Origin of the sequence: Celeribacter sp., assembly GCF_048261515.1 — a bacterium.
Lineage (GTDB): Bacteria > Pseudomonadota > Alphaproteobacteria > Rhodobacterales > Rhodobacteraceae > Celeribacter.
Genome location: NZ_JBLXFZ010000005.1, coordinates 171,703 through 188,123, shown reverse-complemented (window position 1 = coordinate 188,123; position 16,421 = coordinate 171,703). Strand labels below are relative to the sequence as shown.

Genomic DNA, 16,421 nt, shown 5'->3' with positions numbered 1-16,421 from the left:
CGCGCTTTAGAGCCGCATGCCTACTTGCGGCGCGGATCGGCGGGATAGACGCCAAGGATCTCTACCATCTCCGTGAAGTAACTCAACTCGTCGAGCGCAAGACGCACGTTGGCGTCATCGGGGTGACCTTCGATATCAGCGTAGAATTGGGTGGCGGAGAAGTTTCCGTCCACCATGTAGCTCTCAAGTTTGGTCATGTTGACGCCGTTCGTGGCAAACCCGCCCATGGCCTTATAAAGCGCGGCGGGAATGTTGCGTACGCGGAAGACGAAAGCCGTCACCATCTTCTCAGCACGGCGGCTGTGGTCGGGTTCTTTCGACATGACGAGGAACCGCGTGGTGTTGAGTTGGTGGTCCTCAACGTGGCGGGCCAGGATGTCGAGATCGTAAATTTCCGCAGCAACCTCAGAGGCAAAGGCGGCCTCGGTCGGGTCGCCCAACTCGGCCACGGCGCGCGCTGCGGCGGCATTGTCGATCCAGTTAAGTGTCTCCAGACCGTGTTCCTTGACGAAGTTGCGGGCCTGACCGAGCAACACTGACATCGAGCGCACGCGCTTGATGCCGTCGAGAGACGCGCCGCGTGGGGCCAGCAGGTTCACATGCACCCGCACGAAGGTCTCGTCGATAATATGCAAACCCGACTCGGGTAGCAGGTGATAGACATCCTGTACGCGTCCGTAGGTCGAGTTCTCCACTGCGATCATGCCCAATTCGGCCTCGCCCGAACGCACAGCGTCCATCGCATCCTCAAAGGTTGCACAGGGAACGGGGGTAAAATCGGGGCGGGAATCTTTGCAGGCTTGGTGGGAATAAGCGCCAAGTTCCCCCTGAAATGCGATGCGTTTGGCCATTTTCGCCCCCGTAAACGGAAAAGTTTCTATGCGATGTCGTTTAGTCGCGGGTCTTATACCTTGAAAAGCACTAGGGGAAGCGGATAGATAGCGCGCGACGAATGCACCAAAACGGGACGCGACATGTTCGACACTATGACCCTTACAAAGATCGTCGGTGGTATCTGCGGCACCTTCCTGATCTTCCTCTTCGCCAACTGGGGCGCTGAGACCATTTATTCCATGGGTGGCGGTGGCCACGGCGACGAGCATGCTCAAGCCTACGTTATCGACACTGGTGAAGACGAAAGCGGCGCGGCCGAAGAAGAAGTTGTCGAAGTTGCATTCGCCGACGTTCTGGCAACGGCTGACGCGGGTAAAGGCGAGCGCGTGTTTGGCAAGTGTAAGGCCTGCCACAAGCTCGACGGCAGCAACGGCACAGGGCCGCACCTCGATGGTGTTGTGGACCGTGACATCGCAGCAGTCGGCGACTTTTCCTATTCCGACGCTTTGACAGGTCTTGAAGGCGCATGGGATGCCGAGGCACTTAACGGGTTCCTCACCAACCCCAAAGACTACGCACCAGGCACGAAAATGTCCTTTGCTGGTCTGAAGAAGATCGAGGATCGCGCAAACCTCGTGGCCTATCTGGCGACCGTTCAGTAAGCCTGCCCGCGCTTGGCGCGGACGCAGTCAAAATTCCGAGACCCCCGTGACGTTGTCGCGGGGGTTTTCGTTTGGCGGGTGCCGCGCGCGTGATCATAGGTGCGGCAATCGGGAGCAATGCGTCGTCACGTTCAGTTTACCCGATCACCTTTCCTCACGGACGCTCAACTTGACGGTTGGAAGTCATGCAATTTCGCGCCACATTGGGCAAAATGAAGAAAATGCGACGGACGCGGGCCATTCCGCGAGTAGAACCGTCGTGCCAGTCGTGGAGGTTCCAAATGGTCGAAGCCCGTCGATACGGTGTTGCAGGTATCCTTGCCGCATCCCTTGCGTTCTATGCGCAACCAATGGTGGCGCAGGATGCGGATGTCACTATCGCATCGTGGTATTCCAACTGGGGCGTTGTGAAGTATCCCGAGCCCTTCGAGCATCTTGATTACGTCAACCCCGATGCGCCGAAAGGCGGCGAGATTTCGATCTGGTCCATGGGCGATTTCGACAGCTTCAACCCCTATGCCCGCGACGGCGTGGCGGCCCCGTTGCCGTCGATCTACTATGAGAGCATTCTTACGGCGACGGCGGACGATCCATATGGCGCTTACTGCTATCTGTGCACCACAATGGAGTATCCAGACAGCCGCGATTGGGTGATCTTCAACTTGCGCGACGATGTGCGTTTCTGGGACGGCACCATTATGGACGCCGAGGACGTTGCCTTCTCCTTCAACCTGTTCATCGAACAAGGCATCGCCGAGTATCGAACTGCGGTCGAGAGCTATATCGATCATGTTGAAGTGCTCGGTCCGAACAAGATCAAATTCACCTTTACCCAAGAGGCGCCGCGCCGCGATGTGGTGACATTCGCGGGCGGCACGGTGGTGTTCTCGAAAGACTGGTTCGAGGAAACAGGGACGCGCCTCGACAAGCGGTCCGACACGCCCTTCATGGCGACAGGGCCCTACCAACTCGACAGTTTCGAATACTCCCGCCAGCTCGTGCTAAAACGTGATCCCGACCATTGGGGCAAGGATCATCCGCTTAACGTCGGACAGAACAATTTCGACACCATTCGTGTGGAGAGCTTTGCCGATAGTGCCGCCGCATTCGAGGCCTTCAAGTCGGGTGAATACACCTTCCGCATCGAGAACTCCTCGAAAGAATGGGCGACGAGCTACAACTTCCCGTCTTTCTCCGATGGCTATGTCGTGAAAGAAGAGGTGGCCGATGGGTCTATTGGATCTGCGCAGAGCTTCGTTTTCAATCTCGACGATCCGAAGTGGCAAGACCCGCGCGTTCGCGAGGCGATCGGGTTGATGTTCAACTTCGAATGGTCAAACGAGACCCTCTTCTACGGTCTCTATGAGCGGGTGAACTCCTTCTGGGAAAACTCCGATCTGGAGGCGACCGGCACGCCATCGAAGGGCGAATTGGCTCTCTTGCGCCCACTGGTGGACGAAGGGCTTTTGCCCGAAAGCATCCTGACCGAGGAGGCAGTAATGGCTCCCGTATCGGGGGCACGTGCACTGGATCGCGGCAACCTACGCAAAGCGGCCGCGCTCCTTGATGAGGCGGGCTGGACCGTTGGATCGGACGGGATGCGCGCGAAGGACGGGCAGGCGCTCGATCTTGTGGTGCTCGGCTATAGCCCCGCCTTTGACCGCATCATCAATCCCTTCGTCGAAAACATGCGTGCGCTCGGCATCGACGCGAGCCTAGAGCGGGTCGATACTTCGCAATATGTCGAACGTCGCCGTTCGGGTGACTTCGATCTTGTGAATCATTCCTTTGCCATGGGGTTCGAGCCAGGATCGGGTCTACGTCAGTGGTTCAGCAGTTCCACCGCCGACGATTCCTCGCGCAATCTGATGCGCCTGCGCAGCCCCGCGATTGACCGCCTTGTCGAGACGGCGATCACGACGGAGACGCTTGAGGAACTGACGGTTGCGGTCCATGCGCTCGACCGCGCCCTGCGCGCAGAGGCGTTCTGGATTCCGCAGTGGTATAAGGATGTGCATACGGTTGCCTATTTCGACGTATTCGCGCATCCCGATGATGAGATCATGCCGCCTTACGCATTGGGTTATCTCGACTTCTGGTGGTATGACGCGGAAAAAGCCGAGGCACTCAAAGCCGCCGGCGTATTGAAATAAGAGGCAGGAGCGCGCCCAAATGGGAGCCTATATCCTTCGGCGGATTTTGCTGATCATTCCGACGTTGTTCGGGATCATGGTCATCAACTTCGCGCTGACCCAATTCGTGCCTGGCGGCCCGATCGAACAAGTCCTTGCCAATATGGAGGGACAAGGTGATGCCTTTACCGCGATCACGGGTGGTGCGGGGGATGCGGGTATCCAATCCGACCTAGCTGCCGAATCTGCGGGTGCGGCGTCAGGGAGCGGGTCGAAGTATGTCGGCGCACGCGGGCTGCCACCCGAGTTCATTGAGGATCTGGAGCGCCAGTTCGGCCTCGACAAGCCGCCGCTCCAGCAATTCCTGCACATGATGTGGAATTACATGCGCTTTGATTTCGGGGAGAGCTATTTCCGTTCACAAGGCGTGTTGGAAATGGTCTGGGAAAAGCTGCCTGTCTCGATCACGCTGGGTCTCTGGGCGACTGTGATTTCCTACATGATCTCCATTCCTCTGGGTATCCGGAAGGCCGTGCGGGACGGGTCGCGGTTCGACACATGGACTTCGGCCGTGATCATCGTGGCCTATGCGATCCCTGGTTTCCTCTTCGCGATCATGTTGCTCGTGCTGTTTGCGGGCGGGTCGTATTGGCAGATTTTTCCGCTGCGTGGCCTGACTTCCTCGAACTTCGATGAGTTGTCGCTCTGGGGCAAGATTGTGGACTACCTGTGGCACATCACGTTGCCCGTGCTGGCCTCGCTCATCTCCTCCTTCGCCACGCTGACCTTGCTCACGAAGAACTCCTTCCTCGACGAGATCCGTAAGCACTATGTCGTCACCGCCAAGGCCAAGGGGCTGACCGAAAGTCGAGTGCTCTATGGCCACGTATTCCGAAACGCGATGCTGATCGTGATCGCTGGTTTCCCGTCACTTTTCATCTCGGTGTTCTTCGGCGGCTCAGTGATTATCGAAACGCTCTTCTCGCTCGATGGTCTGGGCCGAATGGGGTTCCAAGCCGCTATCCAGCGCGACTATCCTGTGATCTTCGGGACGCTGTTCTTCTTCGGGCTGATCGGCTTGCTCATCAATATCGTGTCGGACCTGATGTATGTCTTTGTCGACCCGCGGATCGATTTTGAAAAGAGGGAGACCTGACATGCGCCTGTCCCCTCTGAACCAGCGCCGCTGGCGCAATTTCAAATCGAACCGCCGCGCATATTGGTCGCTGATCCTGTTTTCGATCCTTTTCGTCCTGTCGCTCTTTGCCGAGTTTCTCGCAAACGACAAGCCGATCCTCGTGAACTACCGCGGCGACATCCGTGCGCCGATTTTCAAGTTCTATCCAGAGACAGCCTTCGGTGGCGATTTCCAGACCGAAGCCGTCTACCGCTACGCCGAGGTGGAATGCCTGATTGTGTCGGGTGGATTGGTAGAGTGTTTCGACGACCCCGAAGGTATCATTGAGGACGCGCAGGACGGTTTGGTGAATGGCGAGGAGATCGAGAAAGGTTGGCTGCTTTGGCCGCCGATCCGCTACTCCTTCAACACGCAGGTCGAGGGGCCGGGAGCCGCACCAAGCCCGCCGACCAAGCAGAACTGGCTGGGCACGGATGACACCAAGCGCGACGTGGTTGCGCGGGTGATCTACGGCTTCCGCCTGTCGATCCTCTTTACCATTATTGTGACCGTTGTGGCCTCGATCATCGGCATCACGGCTGGCGCGATCCAAGGGTTCTTCGGCGGGCGCACGGACCTCGTGTTCCAGCGCGTTCTGGAGATATGGGGGTCGATGCCCTCGCTCTATGTGATCATCATCCTGTTTGCGATATTGGGACGAAGTTTCTGGCTCCTTGTCTTTGTCACCATCCTCTTCGGCTGGCCTGCACTGGTGGGCGTGGTGCGGGCGGAATTCCTGCGGGCGCGCAACTTCGAGTATATTCGCGCGGCGCGTGCGCTTGGCGTGTCGAACTGGACGATCATGCTCCGCCACATGTTGCCCAATGCGATGGTGGCGACGCTGACGCTTTTGCCCTTCATCGTGACGGGGACCATCGGCACGCTCGCCTCGCTCGATTTCCTTGGCTTTGGCCTGCCGTCCTCCTATCCCTCGCTCGGTGAGCTGACGCTACAGGCCAAGCAGAACCTGCAAGCGCCGTGGCTCGGCTTCACCGCCTTCTTCACCTACGCGATCATGCTGTCGCTGCTCGTCTTCATCTTTGAAGGGGTGCGCGATGCCTTCGATCCGAGAAAGACGTTCCAATGAGTTTGCTGGAATTCAACGACCTGCGGGTGTCCTTCAAACAGGATGGCGGCCTTGTCGATGCGGTTAAGGGTGTGTCCTTTTCCGTGGGCGAAGGGGAGACGGTGGCTCTGGTCGGAGAGAGCGGGTCGGGCAAGTCGGTGACGGCGCTCTCCTCGGTCAATCTGCTGTCGGACAACGCGGTCATCGACGGGTCGATCCGCTACGGCGGCGAGGAGCTTGCTGGGGCCTCCGAGGCCAAGCTGCGCAAGATACGCGGCAACGACATCACCTTCATCTTCCAAGAGCCGATGACCTCGCTCAACCCGCTGCACACCATCGAAAAGCAGCTCTCCGAAATCCTTTTGGTGCATCAGGGTATCACGGGGACGCAGGCGCGTGAGCGGATCATCGAGTTGCTCGACAAGGTTGGCATCCACGACCCCGCCTCGCGGCTCAAGGACTATCCCCACCAGCTTTCGGGTGGGCAGCGTCAGCGAGTGATGATCGCCATGGCGCTAGCCAACGGTCCCGACCTTCTCATTGCCGATGAGCCGACCACGGCCCTTGATGTGACCATTCAGGCGCAAATCCTCGAACTGCTGCGTGAGTTGCAGGCGTCCGAGGGGATGTCGATGCTCTTCATCACCCACGACCTCAACATCGTGCGCAAACTGGCCGACCGTGTGTGCGTGATGAAGGGGGGCGAGATCGTGGAGCAGGGGGAGACTGCGGCGATTTTTGATGCACCATCCCATCCCTACACGCGGATGCTTCTGGAGGCTGAGGCGACAGGGCGGCCCGCGCCCGTGCCTGAAAAGGCCGAGGTGGTGGCAGAGACCAAGGATTTGCGCGTCTGGTTCCCGATCCAGCGCGGGTTGATGCGCCGCACGGTGGGTCATGTGAAGGCGGTTAATGCCGCGACCTTCTCCGTGCGCGAGGGCGAGACACTTGGCGTCGTTGGCGAGAGCGGGTCGGGCAAGACCACGCTGGCGCTTGCCATGATGCGGTTGATCTCGTCAGAAGGGCCTGTCGTGGTTCTGGGGCAAGACATTCAGGGCTGGAGAAGCAAACAGATTCGCGGCCTGCGCGCCGATATGCAGATCGTCTTCCAAGACCCCTTTGGCTCACTGTCGCCGCGCATGACCGTGTCGCAGATCATCGCGGAAGGGCTGGGAGTGCATGGGCTTGGCCAATACCCCTCCGAAGAAGAGGCGGTCATCGAGATCATGCAGGAGGTCGGTCTCGACCCCGACACACGCCACCGCTACCCGCATGAGTTCTCGGGCGGTCAGCGGCAACGGATCGCCATCGCCCGCGCGATGATCCTGCGCCCTCGTTTGCTGGTTCTCGACGAGCCGACCTCTGCGCTTGATATGACGGTGCAGGTTCAAATCGTTGACCTGTTGCGCCATCTTCAGGAGAAACACCGCCTTGCCTATCTCTTCATCTCCCATGACCTGCGCGTGGTGCGGGCGTTGAGCCATAAGGTGATGGTGATGAAGCGCGGCGATGTGGTCGAGGCCGGGTCTGCCGACGCCATATTCGACAACCCGAAAGATCCCTACACGCGCGCACTTGTGGCGGCGGCTTTCGATCTCAAAGTTGAAGAGGGCGCCAGCGTATAACCGCTCGCGCCCCCGTCTGGTGAACCTTGAAAATTCGCAGTGCGGGTCAGGATGGGCCGATGGGGTCGCAATCAACTCCGCGCGCCGAGAGGCGGCGACAGGTCATGCTCGCGAGATCTTCCGTCAGGCCAAGGAAGTTGGCCTGATATCCACGGTTGGATTTGACCACCTTGCGCAGGGCGCCGTCGAGCATGGCGGTTTCTGACAGAGCCGTTTTCAACAGAATCTTCCGCGCTTCGTATTCGGTGCCATAGGTGCCGATGTTCACACCCCAATGGCGTGAACCTGATGTAGAAATGCGGGTCACAACTTCGGGGGCCGTCTCGACCACCTCGGTCGGAAGCGCGGTTGCAATCGCGGAGGTCGGCTCAATCGACGCCAGTTGTACGCGCGGACGCGGCTTGGGTGTGATTGAGGGCGGTGTTTCGGCGCTTACTTCTGCGGCGGTCTCAATGGCCTCGTCCATGATCTCGGAGGCTTCAGCGGTGGCGGCCTCGGCAGAGGCCAGAACAGCAGCCTCTTCCTCCGCTGCGGTCACGGCGTTCAGAATGTCGTCAGACATGGCCAGAAGCATGGTCTCTTCCTCGGGGTCAAAGCCTCGTTTGGGGCGTGGTGTCGGGAAGGGGCTCTTGGTGATTGTCATGTCTACGCGAATGATCTTGGACGCAACGCGCGGTGCGGTCTGGTCGCCCGCAACAATGATTTCGTCGCCACTCGAGCCATGACCCAGATAGGGAGGCTTCTTGGGCTTGATCACCGCGGCGCTGCTTGGTGCGCGTTTGAAGCCGAGGTCCATCAGTTCAGCTACGCGCGCGTTCCGCGATGCGGTTGAGCGGCCGCCGAAGACGGTGGTGATGATCCGTTCGTTGCCGCGCTTTGCGGAGGCGGTCAGGTTGAAACCTGCAGCGGAGGTGTAGCCCGTCTTGATCCCGTCGGCACCTTCGTAGCTCGCCAGAAAGCGGCGGTTGGTGTGATAAACCGTGGTGCCGCCAGCATCGGTCGAGACGCGGGAGAAGATGTTGTAGTATTCGGGGTAGTCGTAGAACAGGTGGCGGCCCAGAACGCTCATGTCGCGTGCGGTGGACAGATGCCCTGATTCCGTTAGGCCGTGGGCATTCTTGAAGGTGGTGCGCGACATGCCAAGCGCCTTAGCGGTGCGGTTCATGCGGCGCGCAAAGGCGGCCTCCGACCCTTCAATGGCCTCGCCGATGGCGGTGGCCGCGTCATTGGCCGATTTAACAGCTGCGGCACGGATGAGGTATCGCAGTTTGATTTTCTGACCCGCACGCAGGCCTAGTTTCGATGGCGGTTCCGCAGCGGCATTGCGAGAGACAGTGACGAGCGTGTCCAGACCGATTTCCCCGTGTTCAACCGCCTCGAAGGCAATGTAGAGGGTCATCATCTTGGTGAGGGATGCGGGGTGCAATCGGGTATCCGCATTTCGGGAATGGAGAACTTTTCCGTTACGCGCATCCATTACAAGGGCGGCATACTCGGCAGCGACGACTTTTGTCGTCACACCGACCAGCATGGCAAACGCCACCAGCAATAGCGGAAATACGCGTCCTGTCACGGCACGCAGGTTTCCCCGCGCTCGCACGTCGCTCAACATCATAACACTGCCTCATTCTATCGGATCGTTTCGCCCGACTTAATTGAAACAAGGCTAGCACGACTTCCGAGCTGAGAAAACCGCCAATTTTCAAGGGGTTTGGAGGCGTGCATTGACGCAACGCCAAATGTAGTGTTCGCCTTGTTGCGCCCCACTACATGCTGAAAAATTTTTTGCCAGGAAATTGCGACCCGTTTTTGCCCTAGCCTGAAATTTCGGCAATGAGCTTTGGAAGGGCCACGAGATCGTCGAGGTGACGGTAGCGCGGATTGTCCTGTGGCGGCTCTGCGTGTTCGATGGCCCATGTGATATTATGCGGCACGTAAACGCCCCAAGCGCCCGCTTCGATCGGGGGAATGACATCGGACTTCATCGAATTTCCGACCATAACGGCGGCATGTGGGTCGACGCCGTGTCGTGCGAAAATGTTCCGGTAGACAGGGGTCGTTTTGGTCGAGACGATTTCGACGCCGTCGAACAGGTCGCCCAAGCCCGATTGCGCCAGTTTGCGTTCCTGATCGAGCAGATCGCCCTTGGTCACAAGCAGGATATCGTGGTTGCTTGCAAGCTCGGTGACGGTTTCTTTCACGCCGTCGAGCAGGTGGATCGGATGCGCGAGCATCTCTTGGCCAGCGGCGACCAGTTCTTTGATCACCGAAGCGGGCACGCGCTCTTCGGTTACATCAATGGCCGTTTCGATCATGGACAGGACAAAGCCCTTGATGCCGAATCCGTAATGGCCGAGGTTGCGCCGCTCTGCGTCCAGAAGCCGTTCGGCCAGATGGTCGCGTTCCGTGTAGTCCGCGAGCAGATCGGCAAAGCGTTCTTGCGTCACGCGATAGAAGGCTTCGTTCTCCCAAAGCGTGTCATCCGCATCGAAAGCGATGGTGGTGATCGCCCCGTTTTGGGTGGATGAGGCGGTTTTCGGCGTTGTCATAGGCGGTCTCCCTTAACGCTTTCGAGATAACCCTCTTTATTGATGCCATAAAGGGGCTATATACATCGCCCTTAGTGGAGCCCTTTGACGGGGCAGGAATTTGACCGAAATGGAGATGGCCGCGTGACACTCGTGCCGCACATGATGTCTGACGATGACGGTGACCGTTTCGACGACGACGGTGGCACCGCGCTTGCAACCAAGCCGAAGCCGAAGACCAAGCGTCCCCCGCTCTACAAGGTGATGCTCCTCAATGATGATTACACACCGATGGAGTTCGTCGTTCTGGTGCTGGAACGGTTTTTCGGGATCGGACACGCGCAGGCCACCGAGATCATGCTGACCGTTCACAAGAAGGGGCTGGCCGTTGTTGGCGTGTTCCCCTTCGAGATAGCGGAGACCAAGGTCAGTCAGGTCATGGACTTCGCCCGTCGTCACCAGCACCCGTTGCAGTGCACTATGGAAAAGGAAGAGTAGCGCGGTTCGCCGTGCCCTCCCGTCATGCTTTCCGATCGCCTCCCCCTCGTCCTGTCGGGCCAACCTGTCCCCGCTCGTGTGGTCGTCATCCGTCCGCGCGCGCATGATGACTTGAGCGCCTTTGAAGGGGCGCAGGTGCAGGTGGTGACGGGTTTCAAGCCAGACTTCGACCATTTTGACCGCCTCGGTTTTGGTGCGCGCGTGGATATCGAGGGAACCTTCGACCTCGCCGTGGTATGTGTCCCGCGCGCAAAGGCTCAGGCGCGTGCGCTGATCGCCGCCGCAAGTGCCTGTGCGGGCAGCGTGATCGTGGATGGTCAAAAGACTGACGGGATCGACAGCATCACCAAAGATATCAAGAAGCGTGCCGAGAGTATCGAGGTTGTATCAAAGGCACATGGCAAATCGGTCCGCTTCTCGGGAGGCGACTTTTCCGACTGGGCCGACACTGGGCCGCTTTCCGTCATCGACGGGTTCGAGACGCGGCTTGGTGTGTTCTCTGCTGATCGTATCGATAAGGCATCCGCGCTTCTGGTCGAGACCCTACCTGCGAAATTGCCGCAGACACTGGCCGACCTCGGGGCTGGTTGGGGCTTCCTTTCGCGCCACATCCTGACGCGCGATGCCGTGACCGAATTGCATGTCGTCGAGGCGGAGAGGGCGGCGATTGATTGCGCTCGTGCCAATGTCTCCGATCCGCGCGCGCAGTTTCATTGGGCAGATGCCACGACATTCAAACCGCCGCATCTTCTGGGCGGTGTCATCATGAACCCGCCGTTTCACACCTCGCGTGCGGCCGATCCCTCGTTGGGTCAGGCATTCATTGCGGCGGCGGCGGGGATGCTTGCGCCCAACGGTCAGCTCTGGCTTGTCGCCAACCGACAATTGCCCTATGAGGCCGCGCTCACGGCACATTTTGCTCGCACCACCGAAATCGGCGGAAACGCGGGCTTTAAGGTGCTTCACGCGGAGAAACCCTTCCGAAACGGACGGGGCCGTGTCTAGGCTGGACGCGAACAGAATCGGAGAGAGCCAATGAGTTTCTCGATCGCAGGAAAAACCGCCATCATCACCGGAGCCGCCAACGGAGTGGGACTGGCCATTGCGCGCCATTTCGTCGACCAAGGGGCGAACGTGATGTGCGCGGACATGGACGAGGCTCGGTTGATTTCGGAGCTGGGCGAACTGGCCAAGGCCGAAGATGCGCGGGTGTCCTATTTCGCGGGCGATCTGCGTGAAAAGCTAACGGTGGCGAACCTGTTGTCGGCGACGATGGACGAGTTTGACGCGGTGGATATCCTCGTGAATGCCTCGCGTCAGGTTGCGCCGACTGTCGATCCTCTCTGCCCCGAGGATGACAATGTTGCTGCCTTGATCGAGCAGAACCTGATGACCTCGCTGCGGATGACACAACAGGTCGCGAAGTGGATGATCAAGAACGCGGATGACAGCGTAGATGACGAGGAGCCCATCGGTTCGATCATCAACCTGTCTTCCGTAGCGGCTCGTATGGCACAGCCAGGCTTGCTGGCCTTCTCGGTTTCCTGTGCGGCTGTGGAGCAGATGACCCGATCGATGGCGGTCTCGCTGGCACCGCACCGCATTCGCGTGAACGCCGTGGCGTTCGGGTCGGTGCTCAGCGCTAGCATGCAAGACCTGCTAAGCGAGGAGCCTGAATACCGCGAGAAGATCCAAGCGGGCACACCGCTCGGTCGTATTGCGCCACCCTCGGACGTGGCCGAAACCGTGCAATATCTCGCCTCGCAAGGATCGAATTTCGTGACGGGTCAGGTGCTCACCGTTGACGGCGGGCGCAGCGTCCTCGATCCCGTAAGCGCCCCGACGCATTAGGGCGGTGACGGGCGCGGATCACTCGGGGAACTCTGCCTTACACGCCGCGATATCGCTTTCTGCTTTCACCGCCAGCTCGGCTTCCTTGCGTTCAAGGCTGGCCAGCTTCGCAGCTTCGGCGTCCAGATCAATAGCTACCCGTTTTTCGATCGTCTCGACGACGGGGCGTTCGCAGTAGATTTTGGAGCCGTCGGGGCGCACATCACAAACCTGCCGTTCGATCTCGACCACTTCGGTCTCAACCAGCGCGTAGCCACGTGCGATATTTCCGCGCGCCTCTTCGACAAATCCGCGCACCGTGCGCAGGTCGTAGGTGGCGCGCGAGATGCACATCTGTTGCTCCGAACAGGCCGCCAGAAGGGGCAAAAGGGCAATAGGGGCGAACCAGCGCATGACGAGAGACCTCCGTGTTTTGGGTGATCAGACTATAGCGTAGTTTCGGTGACGGGAAAGCAGGCTTGGCAGGGTTAGCGCGTTTCTGCTACCTCTGCGCGGCCATTAAGTCGCACATGGAGAGCCGATATGACCACCGCAGCCCCCGACGGGATGATTGACCAGAAGGCCCGCGCCTCCGCGTGGTTCCGCGCCCTACGCGATCAGATCGTTGCAGCCTTTGAAGCGGTGGAAGACAGTCATAACGAGGGGCCATTTGCGGACAAGCCCGCAGGACGTTTCGAGGTCACCGAAACAAAGCGCGCTGCGGATGATGGTGGCGACGCGGGCGGAGGTCTGATGTCGGTGATGCGTGGCGGGCGCGTGTTCGAGAAGGTCGGCGTGAACGTCTCGACCGTCTATGGCGAATTGGGTGCACGGGCGCAGGCCGCGATGGCGGCGCGCAAGGGCATTCCAGGCATGGCGGATGATCCGCGTTTCTGGGCGTCGGGCATTAGCCTCGTGGCGCATATGCAGAACCCGCACACGCCTGCTGTCCACATGAATACCCGCATGTTCTGGACGCCGCACGCATGGTGGTTCGGAGGTGGGTCCGACCTGAACCCTTGCATCGAGTATGACGAGGACACGGCAGAATTCCACGCCACGCAGAAAGCGCATTGTGACCGCCACGATCCCGATTACTACCCGCGTTACAAGGCGTGGGCGGACAAATATTTCTACATCCCGCACCGCAAGCGCGCGCGCGGTGTTGGTGGCATCTTTTTCGACGATCACAATACGGGCGATTGGGAGAAGGATTTCGCCTTTACCCAAGATGTGGGCCGTGCCTTCCTGCCTGCGTTCCTTGGCGTGACCGAGAAGCGGCGGAACACTCCGTGGGCAGAGGCCGACAAGGAGGCGCAACTGGTCCATCGCGGGCTCTACGCCGAATACAATCTGGTCTATGATCGCGGCACAAAATTCGGGTTGGAGACAGGGCACGATGCCAACGCCGTCCTGATGAGCCTCCCGCCGCTGGCCAAGTGGATTTAACCTCACACGCAGCGGACCAACGGACGGGCGCGCCTAGCTGAGTAACGCGTCGAGGGTGTGCCAATGGACGGGATAAGATTGCACGGGTTCGCCGTAGAGCAACTCATCCTGAGCCGCACCGAACTCGCCGCCCATTTTCCGATAGAAGCTCACCGCTTGCTGGTTGTCGGTGATGACGGTGAGGTAGGTGCTGTCGTGACCTCGGTCTCGTAGAGCACGGGCCGCTTCGCGCATCAGGGCGGCACCGATGCCGCTGCGTTTGCGGGTAGGATCGACGTGGAGATTGTCGATATAGGCGGGACTCTTGTCGCCCAACACGTAGATGAAACCGACGACGATGCCGCCATCCTCCGCGACCAGACAAATATTGTCGCGCGGGATGTCCGCTCCGACCCATTTCGCCTTGAGGTCTCGTTCGACGGGTGCGCCGAGGTAATCGTCGGAGAGCAGACCTTTGTAGGCCACGCGCCAGCTTGTGACCTGAATGGCCGCAACGGCGGGCAGGTCTGCTTGGACAGCGTGGCGTATCAGCATCATTGGTTCTCGCGAAGGGTCTCGATCATCAGGGCGACGTTATCAGGGTCGGCATCGGGCGTGATGCCGTGGCCGAGGTTGAAGATATGCGGCCCCTTGGAAAAAGTGTCGCGGATATGGCGCACTTCGTCAACAAGCGCCTGACCGCCCGTCACCATGTGGGAGGACTTGAGATTGCCTTGAACGCAGCCGTCCTTCTGCACATTGGCGGCCCCCCATTCGGGGCTGACCGAGTTGTCGAGCGCGACACAATCGACACCCGTTTTGGCATGGAACCCGATGTAGCCGTCCCCTGCCTCGCGCGGAAAGCCAATGACAGGGATGCCAGGGTGGCGGGCCTTGAGTTCCGCCGTGATCTTGCGTGCGGGTTCTACGGCGTATTTCTCGAAGGCCTCGCCCTTGAGGCTGCCCGCCCAGCTGTCGAAAATCTTGACGACTTCCGCGCCCGCTTTGATCTGCATGTCGAGGTACTCAATCGTGGCATCGGTGAGCAGGTTGATAATCTTTTCGAAGAGCGCGTTGTTGTCTTCACGCAGCGCATGTGCGGGCCCTTGGTCGGGGGTGCCCCGGCCTGCGATCATGTAAGTTGCCACGGTCCACGGCGCGCCTGCAAAACCGATGAGCGTGGTCTCTTTCGGCAATTCGCCCGAAAGGATGCGCACGGTTTCGTAGACGGGGGCGAGCTTGTCGTGGATGTCGTCCTTGCCTTTGAGGGGGGCGAAATCGTCCTCGCTTTGAATCGTCGACAGGCGCGGTCCTTCACCCGTGACAAACCACAGATCGGCGCCGAGCGCCTGTGGAACAAGCAAAATATCGGCAAAGAGGATCGCAGCGTCGAAGCCGAAACGGCGGATAGGTTGCAAGGTCACTTCGGCGGCAAGATCGGGCGTGTAGCACAGGCTCAGGAAGTCCCCCGCCTGCGCCCGCGTCGCGCGGTATTCGGGCAGGTAACGGCCCGCCTGACGCATCATCCAGATCGGTGGCACCTTCTGAGTTTCGCCTTTGAGCGCTTTGAGGATCGTTTTTTCGGTCATGCCTGCCTCCCGTGGGTGTGGCCTCCCTCGTCCCTTTCCTGTGCGCATTTGTCAAGCATACCATGCCTTGTCAGGCGCATCCGTCGCAGGTAAGCCATGGCTATGACCTATACGCTTCCAACCCCCGCCAAACCGCTCAAGATCGGCACCCGTGGATCGCCGCTTGCGCTTGCTCAGGCCCACGAGACACGCGAGCGCCTGATGGCGGCGCATGACCTTTCGAGCGAGTGCTTCGAGGTCGTCACGATCTCAACTCGTGGCGACCGCGTTCAAGACCGCTCGTTGCGTGATCTGGGCGGCAAGGGGCTGTTCTCGAAGGAAATCGAGGACCGCTTGATGACGGGCGAGGTGGATATTGCTGTCCACTCGACGAAGGATATGGCCGTGGTGCAGCCTGAGGGGTTGGTGCTTGATACCTTCCTGCCGCGCGAAAACCCCTTTGACGCGTTCATTACGCTCGACGGGATAGCGCTGTCCGATTTGCCCAAAGGGGCGGTCGTCGGTTCGTCGTCCTTGCGCCGCAAAGCGCAGCTGCTCAACAAGCGCCCTGATCTTGTTGTGGTCGAGTTCCGTGGCTCGGTGCAGACCCGTCTACAAAAGCTCCGTGACGGGGTTGCGAATGCGACTTTTCTTGCGATGGCTGGGCTTAACCGCCTTGGTGCGTCGGAGGTGCCGCGCGCGCCTGTCACGGCTGACGAGATGCTTCCCGCCATTGCGCAGGGTGCGATTTCCGTTGAGCGCCGCGCTGACGACGAGATGGCCGAGCATCTTCTTGCCGCGATCCACCATGTTCCGACTGCGCAGATCATGGCCTGTGAACGTGCCTTCCTGCAAAAGCTTGACGGTTCTTGTCAGACGCCGATTGCGGGGCTTGCCACGATTGAGGGCGATCAAATCCGTATGCGCGGCGAAGTTTTGCGCACGGACGGTTCAGAATCCCTGATGGACGAAATGGTTGCCCCGATTGCCGATGGTGCGGCAATGGGCGTCGAGATGGCGAGCAAGTTACTGGAGCGCGCGGGGCAGGACTTCTTCGACTGGAGGTGAGCGCG

At 59.6% G+C, this 16,421-nt stretch carries 16 protein-coding genes; 10 read left to right on the top strand and 6 right to left on the bottom strand.

Annotated elements, in window-relative coordinates:
* Positions 1-20: 20 nt before the first annotated feature.
* Positions 21-851 carry a prephenate dehydratase gene (locus ACN0SC_RS10770; RefSeq protein WP_417249683.1) on the bottom strand — a complete coding sequence of 277 codons (831 nt, stop codon included), beginning with the start codon at positions 849-851 and terminating at the stop codon, positions 21-23.
* Positions 852-974: 123 nt separating this feature from the next.
* On the opposite strand from ACN0SC_RS10770, the gene ACN0SC_RS10765 reads away from it, so the two are divergent.
* From ACN0SC_RS10765 to ACN0SC_RS10745, 5 genes are all read left to right on the top strand, one after another.
* Positions 975-1,496: a c-type cytochrome gene (locus tag ACN0SC_RS10765; RefSeq protein WP_417249682.1), complete on the top strand. Its 522-nt coding sequence runs from the start codon at positions 975-977 to the stop codon at positions 1,494-1,496.
* Between the two features lie 281 nt (positions 1,497-1,777).
* The gene (locus ACN0SC_RS10760) at positions 1,778-3,649 is read left to right on the top strand and encodes an extracellular solute-binding protein (protein ID WP_417249681.1); all 1,872 of its coding nucleotides are present in this window, start codon (positions 1,778-1,780) and stop codon (positions 3,647-3,649) included.
* Positions 3,650-3,668: 19 nt separating this feature from the next.
* A complete protein-coding gene (locus tag ACN0SC_RS10755) occupies positions 3,669-4,784 on the top strand; it encodes a microcin C ABC transporter permease YejB (protein WP_417249680.1) in 1,116 nt (371 codons plus the stop codon).
* 1 nt (position 4,785) lies between these two features.
* Positions 4,786-5,892 (top strand): ABC transporter permease, encoded by a 1,107-nt coding sequence (locus ACN0SC_RS10750; RefSeq protein ID WP_417249679.1) that lies wholly within the window; start codon positions 4,786-4,788, stop codon positions 5,890-5,892.
* A complete protein-coding gene (locus ACN0SC_RS10745) occupies positions 5,889-7,496 on the top strand; it encodes an ABC transporter ATP-binding protein (protein WP_417249678.1) in 1,608 nt (535 codons plus the stop codon). The genes ACN0SC_RS10750 and ACN0SC_RS10745 overlap by 4 nt, the downstream gene beginning before the upstream one ends.
* A gap of 46 nt (positions 7,497-7,542) precedes the next feature.
* Here ACN0SC_RS10745 and ACN0SC_RS10740 read toward each other — a convergent pair whose 3' ends face one another.
* Entirely contained in the window at positions 7,543-9,108 is a 1,566-nt protein-coding gene (locus ACN0SC_RS10740) for a serine hydrolase (RefSeq protein ID WP_417249796.1), read from the bottom strand.
* A gap of 202 nt (positions 9,109-9,310) precedes the next feature.
* Positions 9,311-10,045, bottom strand: coding sequence for an HAD family hydrolase (locus ACN0SC_RS10735; protein WP_417249677.1), 735 nt, complete (start codon positions 10,043-10,045; stop codon positions 9,311-9,313).
* 144 nt (positions 10,046-10,189) lie between these two features.
* On the opposite strand from ACN0SC_RS10735, the gene clpS reads away from it, so the two are divergent.
* Genes clpS through ACN0SC_RS10720 form a run of 3 tightly spaced genes read left to right on the top strand, consistent with a single transcriptional unit; the run spans position 10,190 to position 12,373 of the window.
* Positions 10,190-10,522, top strand: coding sequence for an ATP-dependent Clp protease adapter ClpS (gene clpS, locus ACN0SC_RS10730; protein WP_417249795.1), 333 nt, complete (start codon positions 10,190-10,192; stop codon positions 10,520-10,522).
* A 24-nt stretch (positions 10,523-10,546) separates the two neighbouring features.
* The gene (locus ACN0SC_RS10725; RefSeq protein ID WP_417249676.1) at positions 10,547-11,527 is read left to right on the top strand and encodes a class I SAM-dependent methyltransferase; all 981 of its coding nucleotides are present in this window, start codon (positions 10,547-10,549) and stop codon (positions 11,525-11,527) included.
* 30 nt (positions 11,528-11,557) lie between these two features.
* Complete coding sequence (locus ACN0SC_RS10720; RefSeq protein WP_417249675.1) at positions 11,558-12,373, top strand: SDR family NAD(P)-dependent oxidoreductase; 816 nt, start codon at positions 11,558-11,560, stop codon at positions 12,371-12,373.
* An 18-nt stretch (positions 12,374-12,391) separates the two neighbouring features.
* On the opposite strand, the gene ACN0SC_RS10715 is transcribed toward ACN0SC_RS10720, so the two are convergent.
* Positions 12,392-12,766 carry a hypothetical protein gene (locus tag ACN0SC_RS10715; RefSeq protein ID WP_417249674.1) on the bottom strand — a complete coding sequence of 125 codons (375 nt, stop codon included), beginning with the start codon at positions 12,764-12,766 and terminating at the stop codon, positions 12,392-12,394.
* A gap of 129 nt (positions 12,767-12,895) precedes the next feature.
* On the opposite strand from ACN0SC_RS10715, the gene hemF reads away from it, so the two are divergent.
* Complete coding sequence (gene hemF, locus ACN0SC_RS10710) at positions 12,896-13,801, top strand: oxygen-dependent coproporphyrinogen oxidase (protein WP_417249673.1); 906 nt, start codon at positions 12,896-12,898, stop codon at positions 13,799-13,801.
* Between the two features lie 33 nt (positions 13,802-13,834).
* Here hemF and ACN0SC_RS10705 read toward each other — a convergent pair whose 3' ends face one another.
* The gene (locus tag ACN0SC_RS10705; RefSeq protein ID WP_417249672.1) at positions 13,835-14,338 is read right to left on the bottom strand and encodes a GNAT family N-acetyltransferase; all 504 of its coding nucleotides are present in this window, start codon (positions 14,336-14,338) and stop codon (positions 13,835-13,837) included.
* A complete protein-coding gene (gene hemE, locus ACN0SC_RS10700) occupies positions 14,335-15,369 on the bottom strand; it encodes a uroporphyrinogen decarboxylase (protein ID WP_417249671.1) in 1,035 nt (344 codons plus the stop codon). The genes ACN0SC_RS10705 and hemE overlap by 4 nt, the downstream gene beginning before the upstream one ends.
* 102 nt (positions 15,370-15,471) lie before the next feature.
* Between hemE and hemC the strand changes: the two genes are divergently transcribed.
* Complete coding sequence (gene hemC, locus ACN0SC_RS10695) at positions 15,472-16,416, top strand: hydroxymethylbilane synthase (protein ID WP_417249794.1); 945 nt, start codon at positions 15,472-15,474, stop codon at positions 16,414-16,416.
* Positions 16,417-16,421: the final 5 nt, after the last annotated feature.

Excerpts from the sequence above, each read along its gene's own strand:
- hemC (WP_417249794.1), top strand. The coding sequence starts at position 15,472 with ATGACCTATACGCTTCCAACCCCCGCCAAACCGCTCAAGATCGGCACC.
- ACN0SC_RS10760 (WP_417249681.1), top strand. The coding sequence starts at position 1,778 with ATGGTCGAAGCCCGTCGATACGGTGTTGCAGGTATCCTTGCCGCATCC.
- ACN0SC_RS10770 (WP_417249683.1), bottom strand. The coding sequence starts at position 851 with ATGGCCAAACGCATCGCATTTCAGGGGGAACTTGGCGCTTATTCCCAC.
- ACN0SC_RS10765 (WP_417249682.1), top strand. The coding sequence starts at position 975 with ATGTTCGACACTATGACCCTTACAAAGATCGTCGGTGGTATCTGCGGC.
- ACN0SC_RS10755 (WP_417249680.1), top strand. The coding sequence starts at position 3,669 with ATGGGAGCCTATATCCTTCGGCGGATTTTGCTGATCATTCCGACGTTG.
- hemE (WP_417249671.1), bottom strand. The coding sequence starts at position 15,369 with ATGACCGAAAAAACGATCCTCAAAGCGCTCAAAGGCGAAACTCAGAAG.
- clpS (WP_417249795.1), top strand. The coding sequence starts at position 10,190 with ATGTCTGACGATGACGGTGACCGTTTCGACGACGACGGTGGCACCGCG.
- ACN0SC_RS10745 (WP_417249678.1), top strand. The coding sequence starts at position 5,889 with ATGAGTTTGCTGGAATTCAACGACCTGCGGGTGTCCTTCAAACAGGAT.
- ACN0SC_RS10725 (WP_417249676.1), top strand. The coding sequence starts at position 10,547 with ATGCTTTCCGATCGCCTCCCCCTCGTCCTGTCGGGCCAACCTGTCCCC.
- ACN0SC_RS10715 (WP_417249674.1), bottom strand. The coding sequence starts at position 12,766 with ATGCGCTGGTTCGCCCCTATTGCCCTTTTGCCCCTTCTGGCGGCCTGT.
- ACN0SC_RS10705 (WP_417249672.1), bottom strand. The coding sequence starts at position 14,338 with ATGATGCTGATACGCCACGCTGTCCAAGCAGACCTGCCCGCCGTTGCG.
- ACN0SC_RS10740 (WP_417249796.1), bottom strand. The coding sequence starts at position 9,108 with ATGTTGAGCGACGTGCGAGCGCGGGGAAACCTGCGTGCCGTGACAGGA.
- ACN0SC_RS10720 (WP_417249675.1), top strand. The coding sequence starts at position 11,558 with ATGAGTTTCTCGATCGCAGGAAAAACCGCCATCATCACCGGAGCCGCC.
- ACN0SC_RS10750 (WP_417249679.1), top strand. The coding sequence starts at position 4,786 with ATGCGCCTGTCCCCTCTGAACCAGCGCCGCTGGCGCAATTTCAAATCG.
- hemF (WP_417249673.1), top strand. The coding sequence starts at position 12,896 with ATGACCACCGCAGCCCCCGACGGGATGATTGACCAGAAGGCCCGCGCC.
- ACN0SC_RS10735 (WP_417249677.1), bottom strand. The coding sequence starts at position 10,045 with ATGACAACGCCGAAAACCGCCTCATCCACCCAAAACGGGGCGATCACC.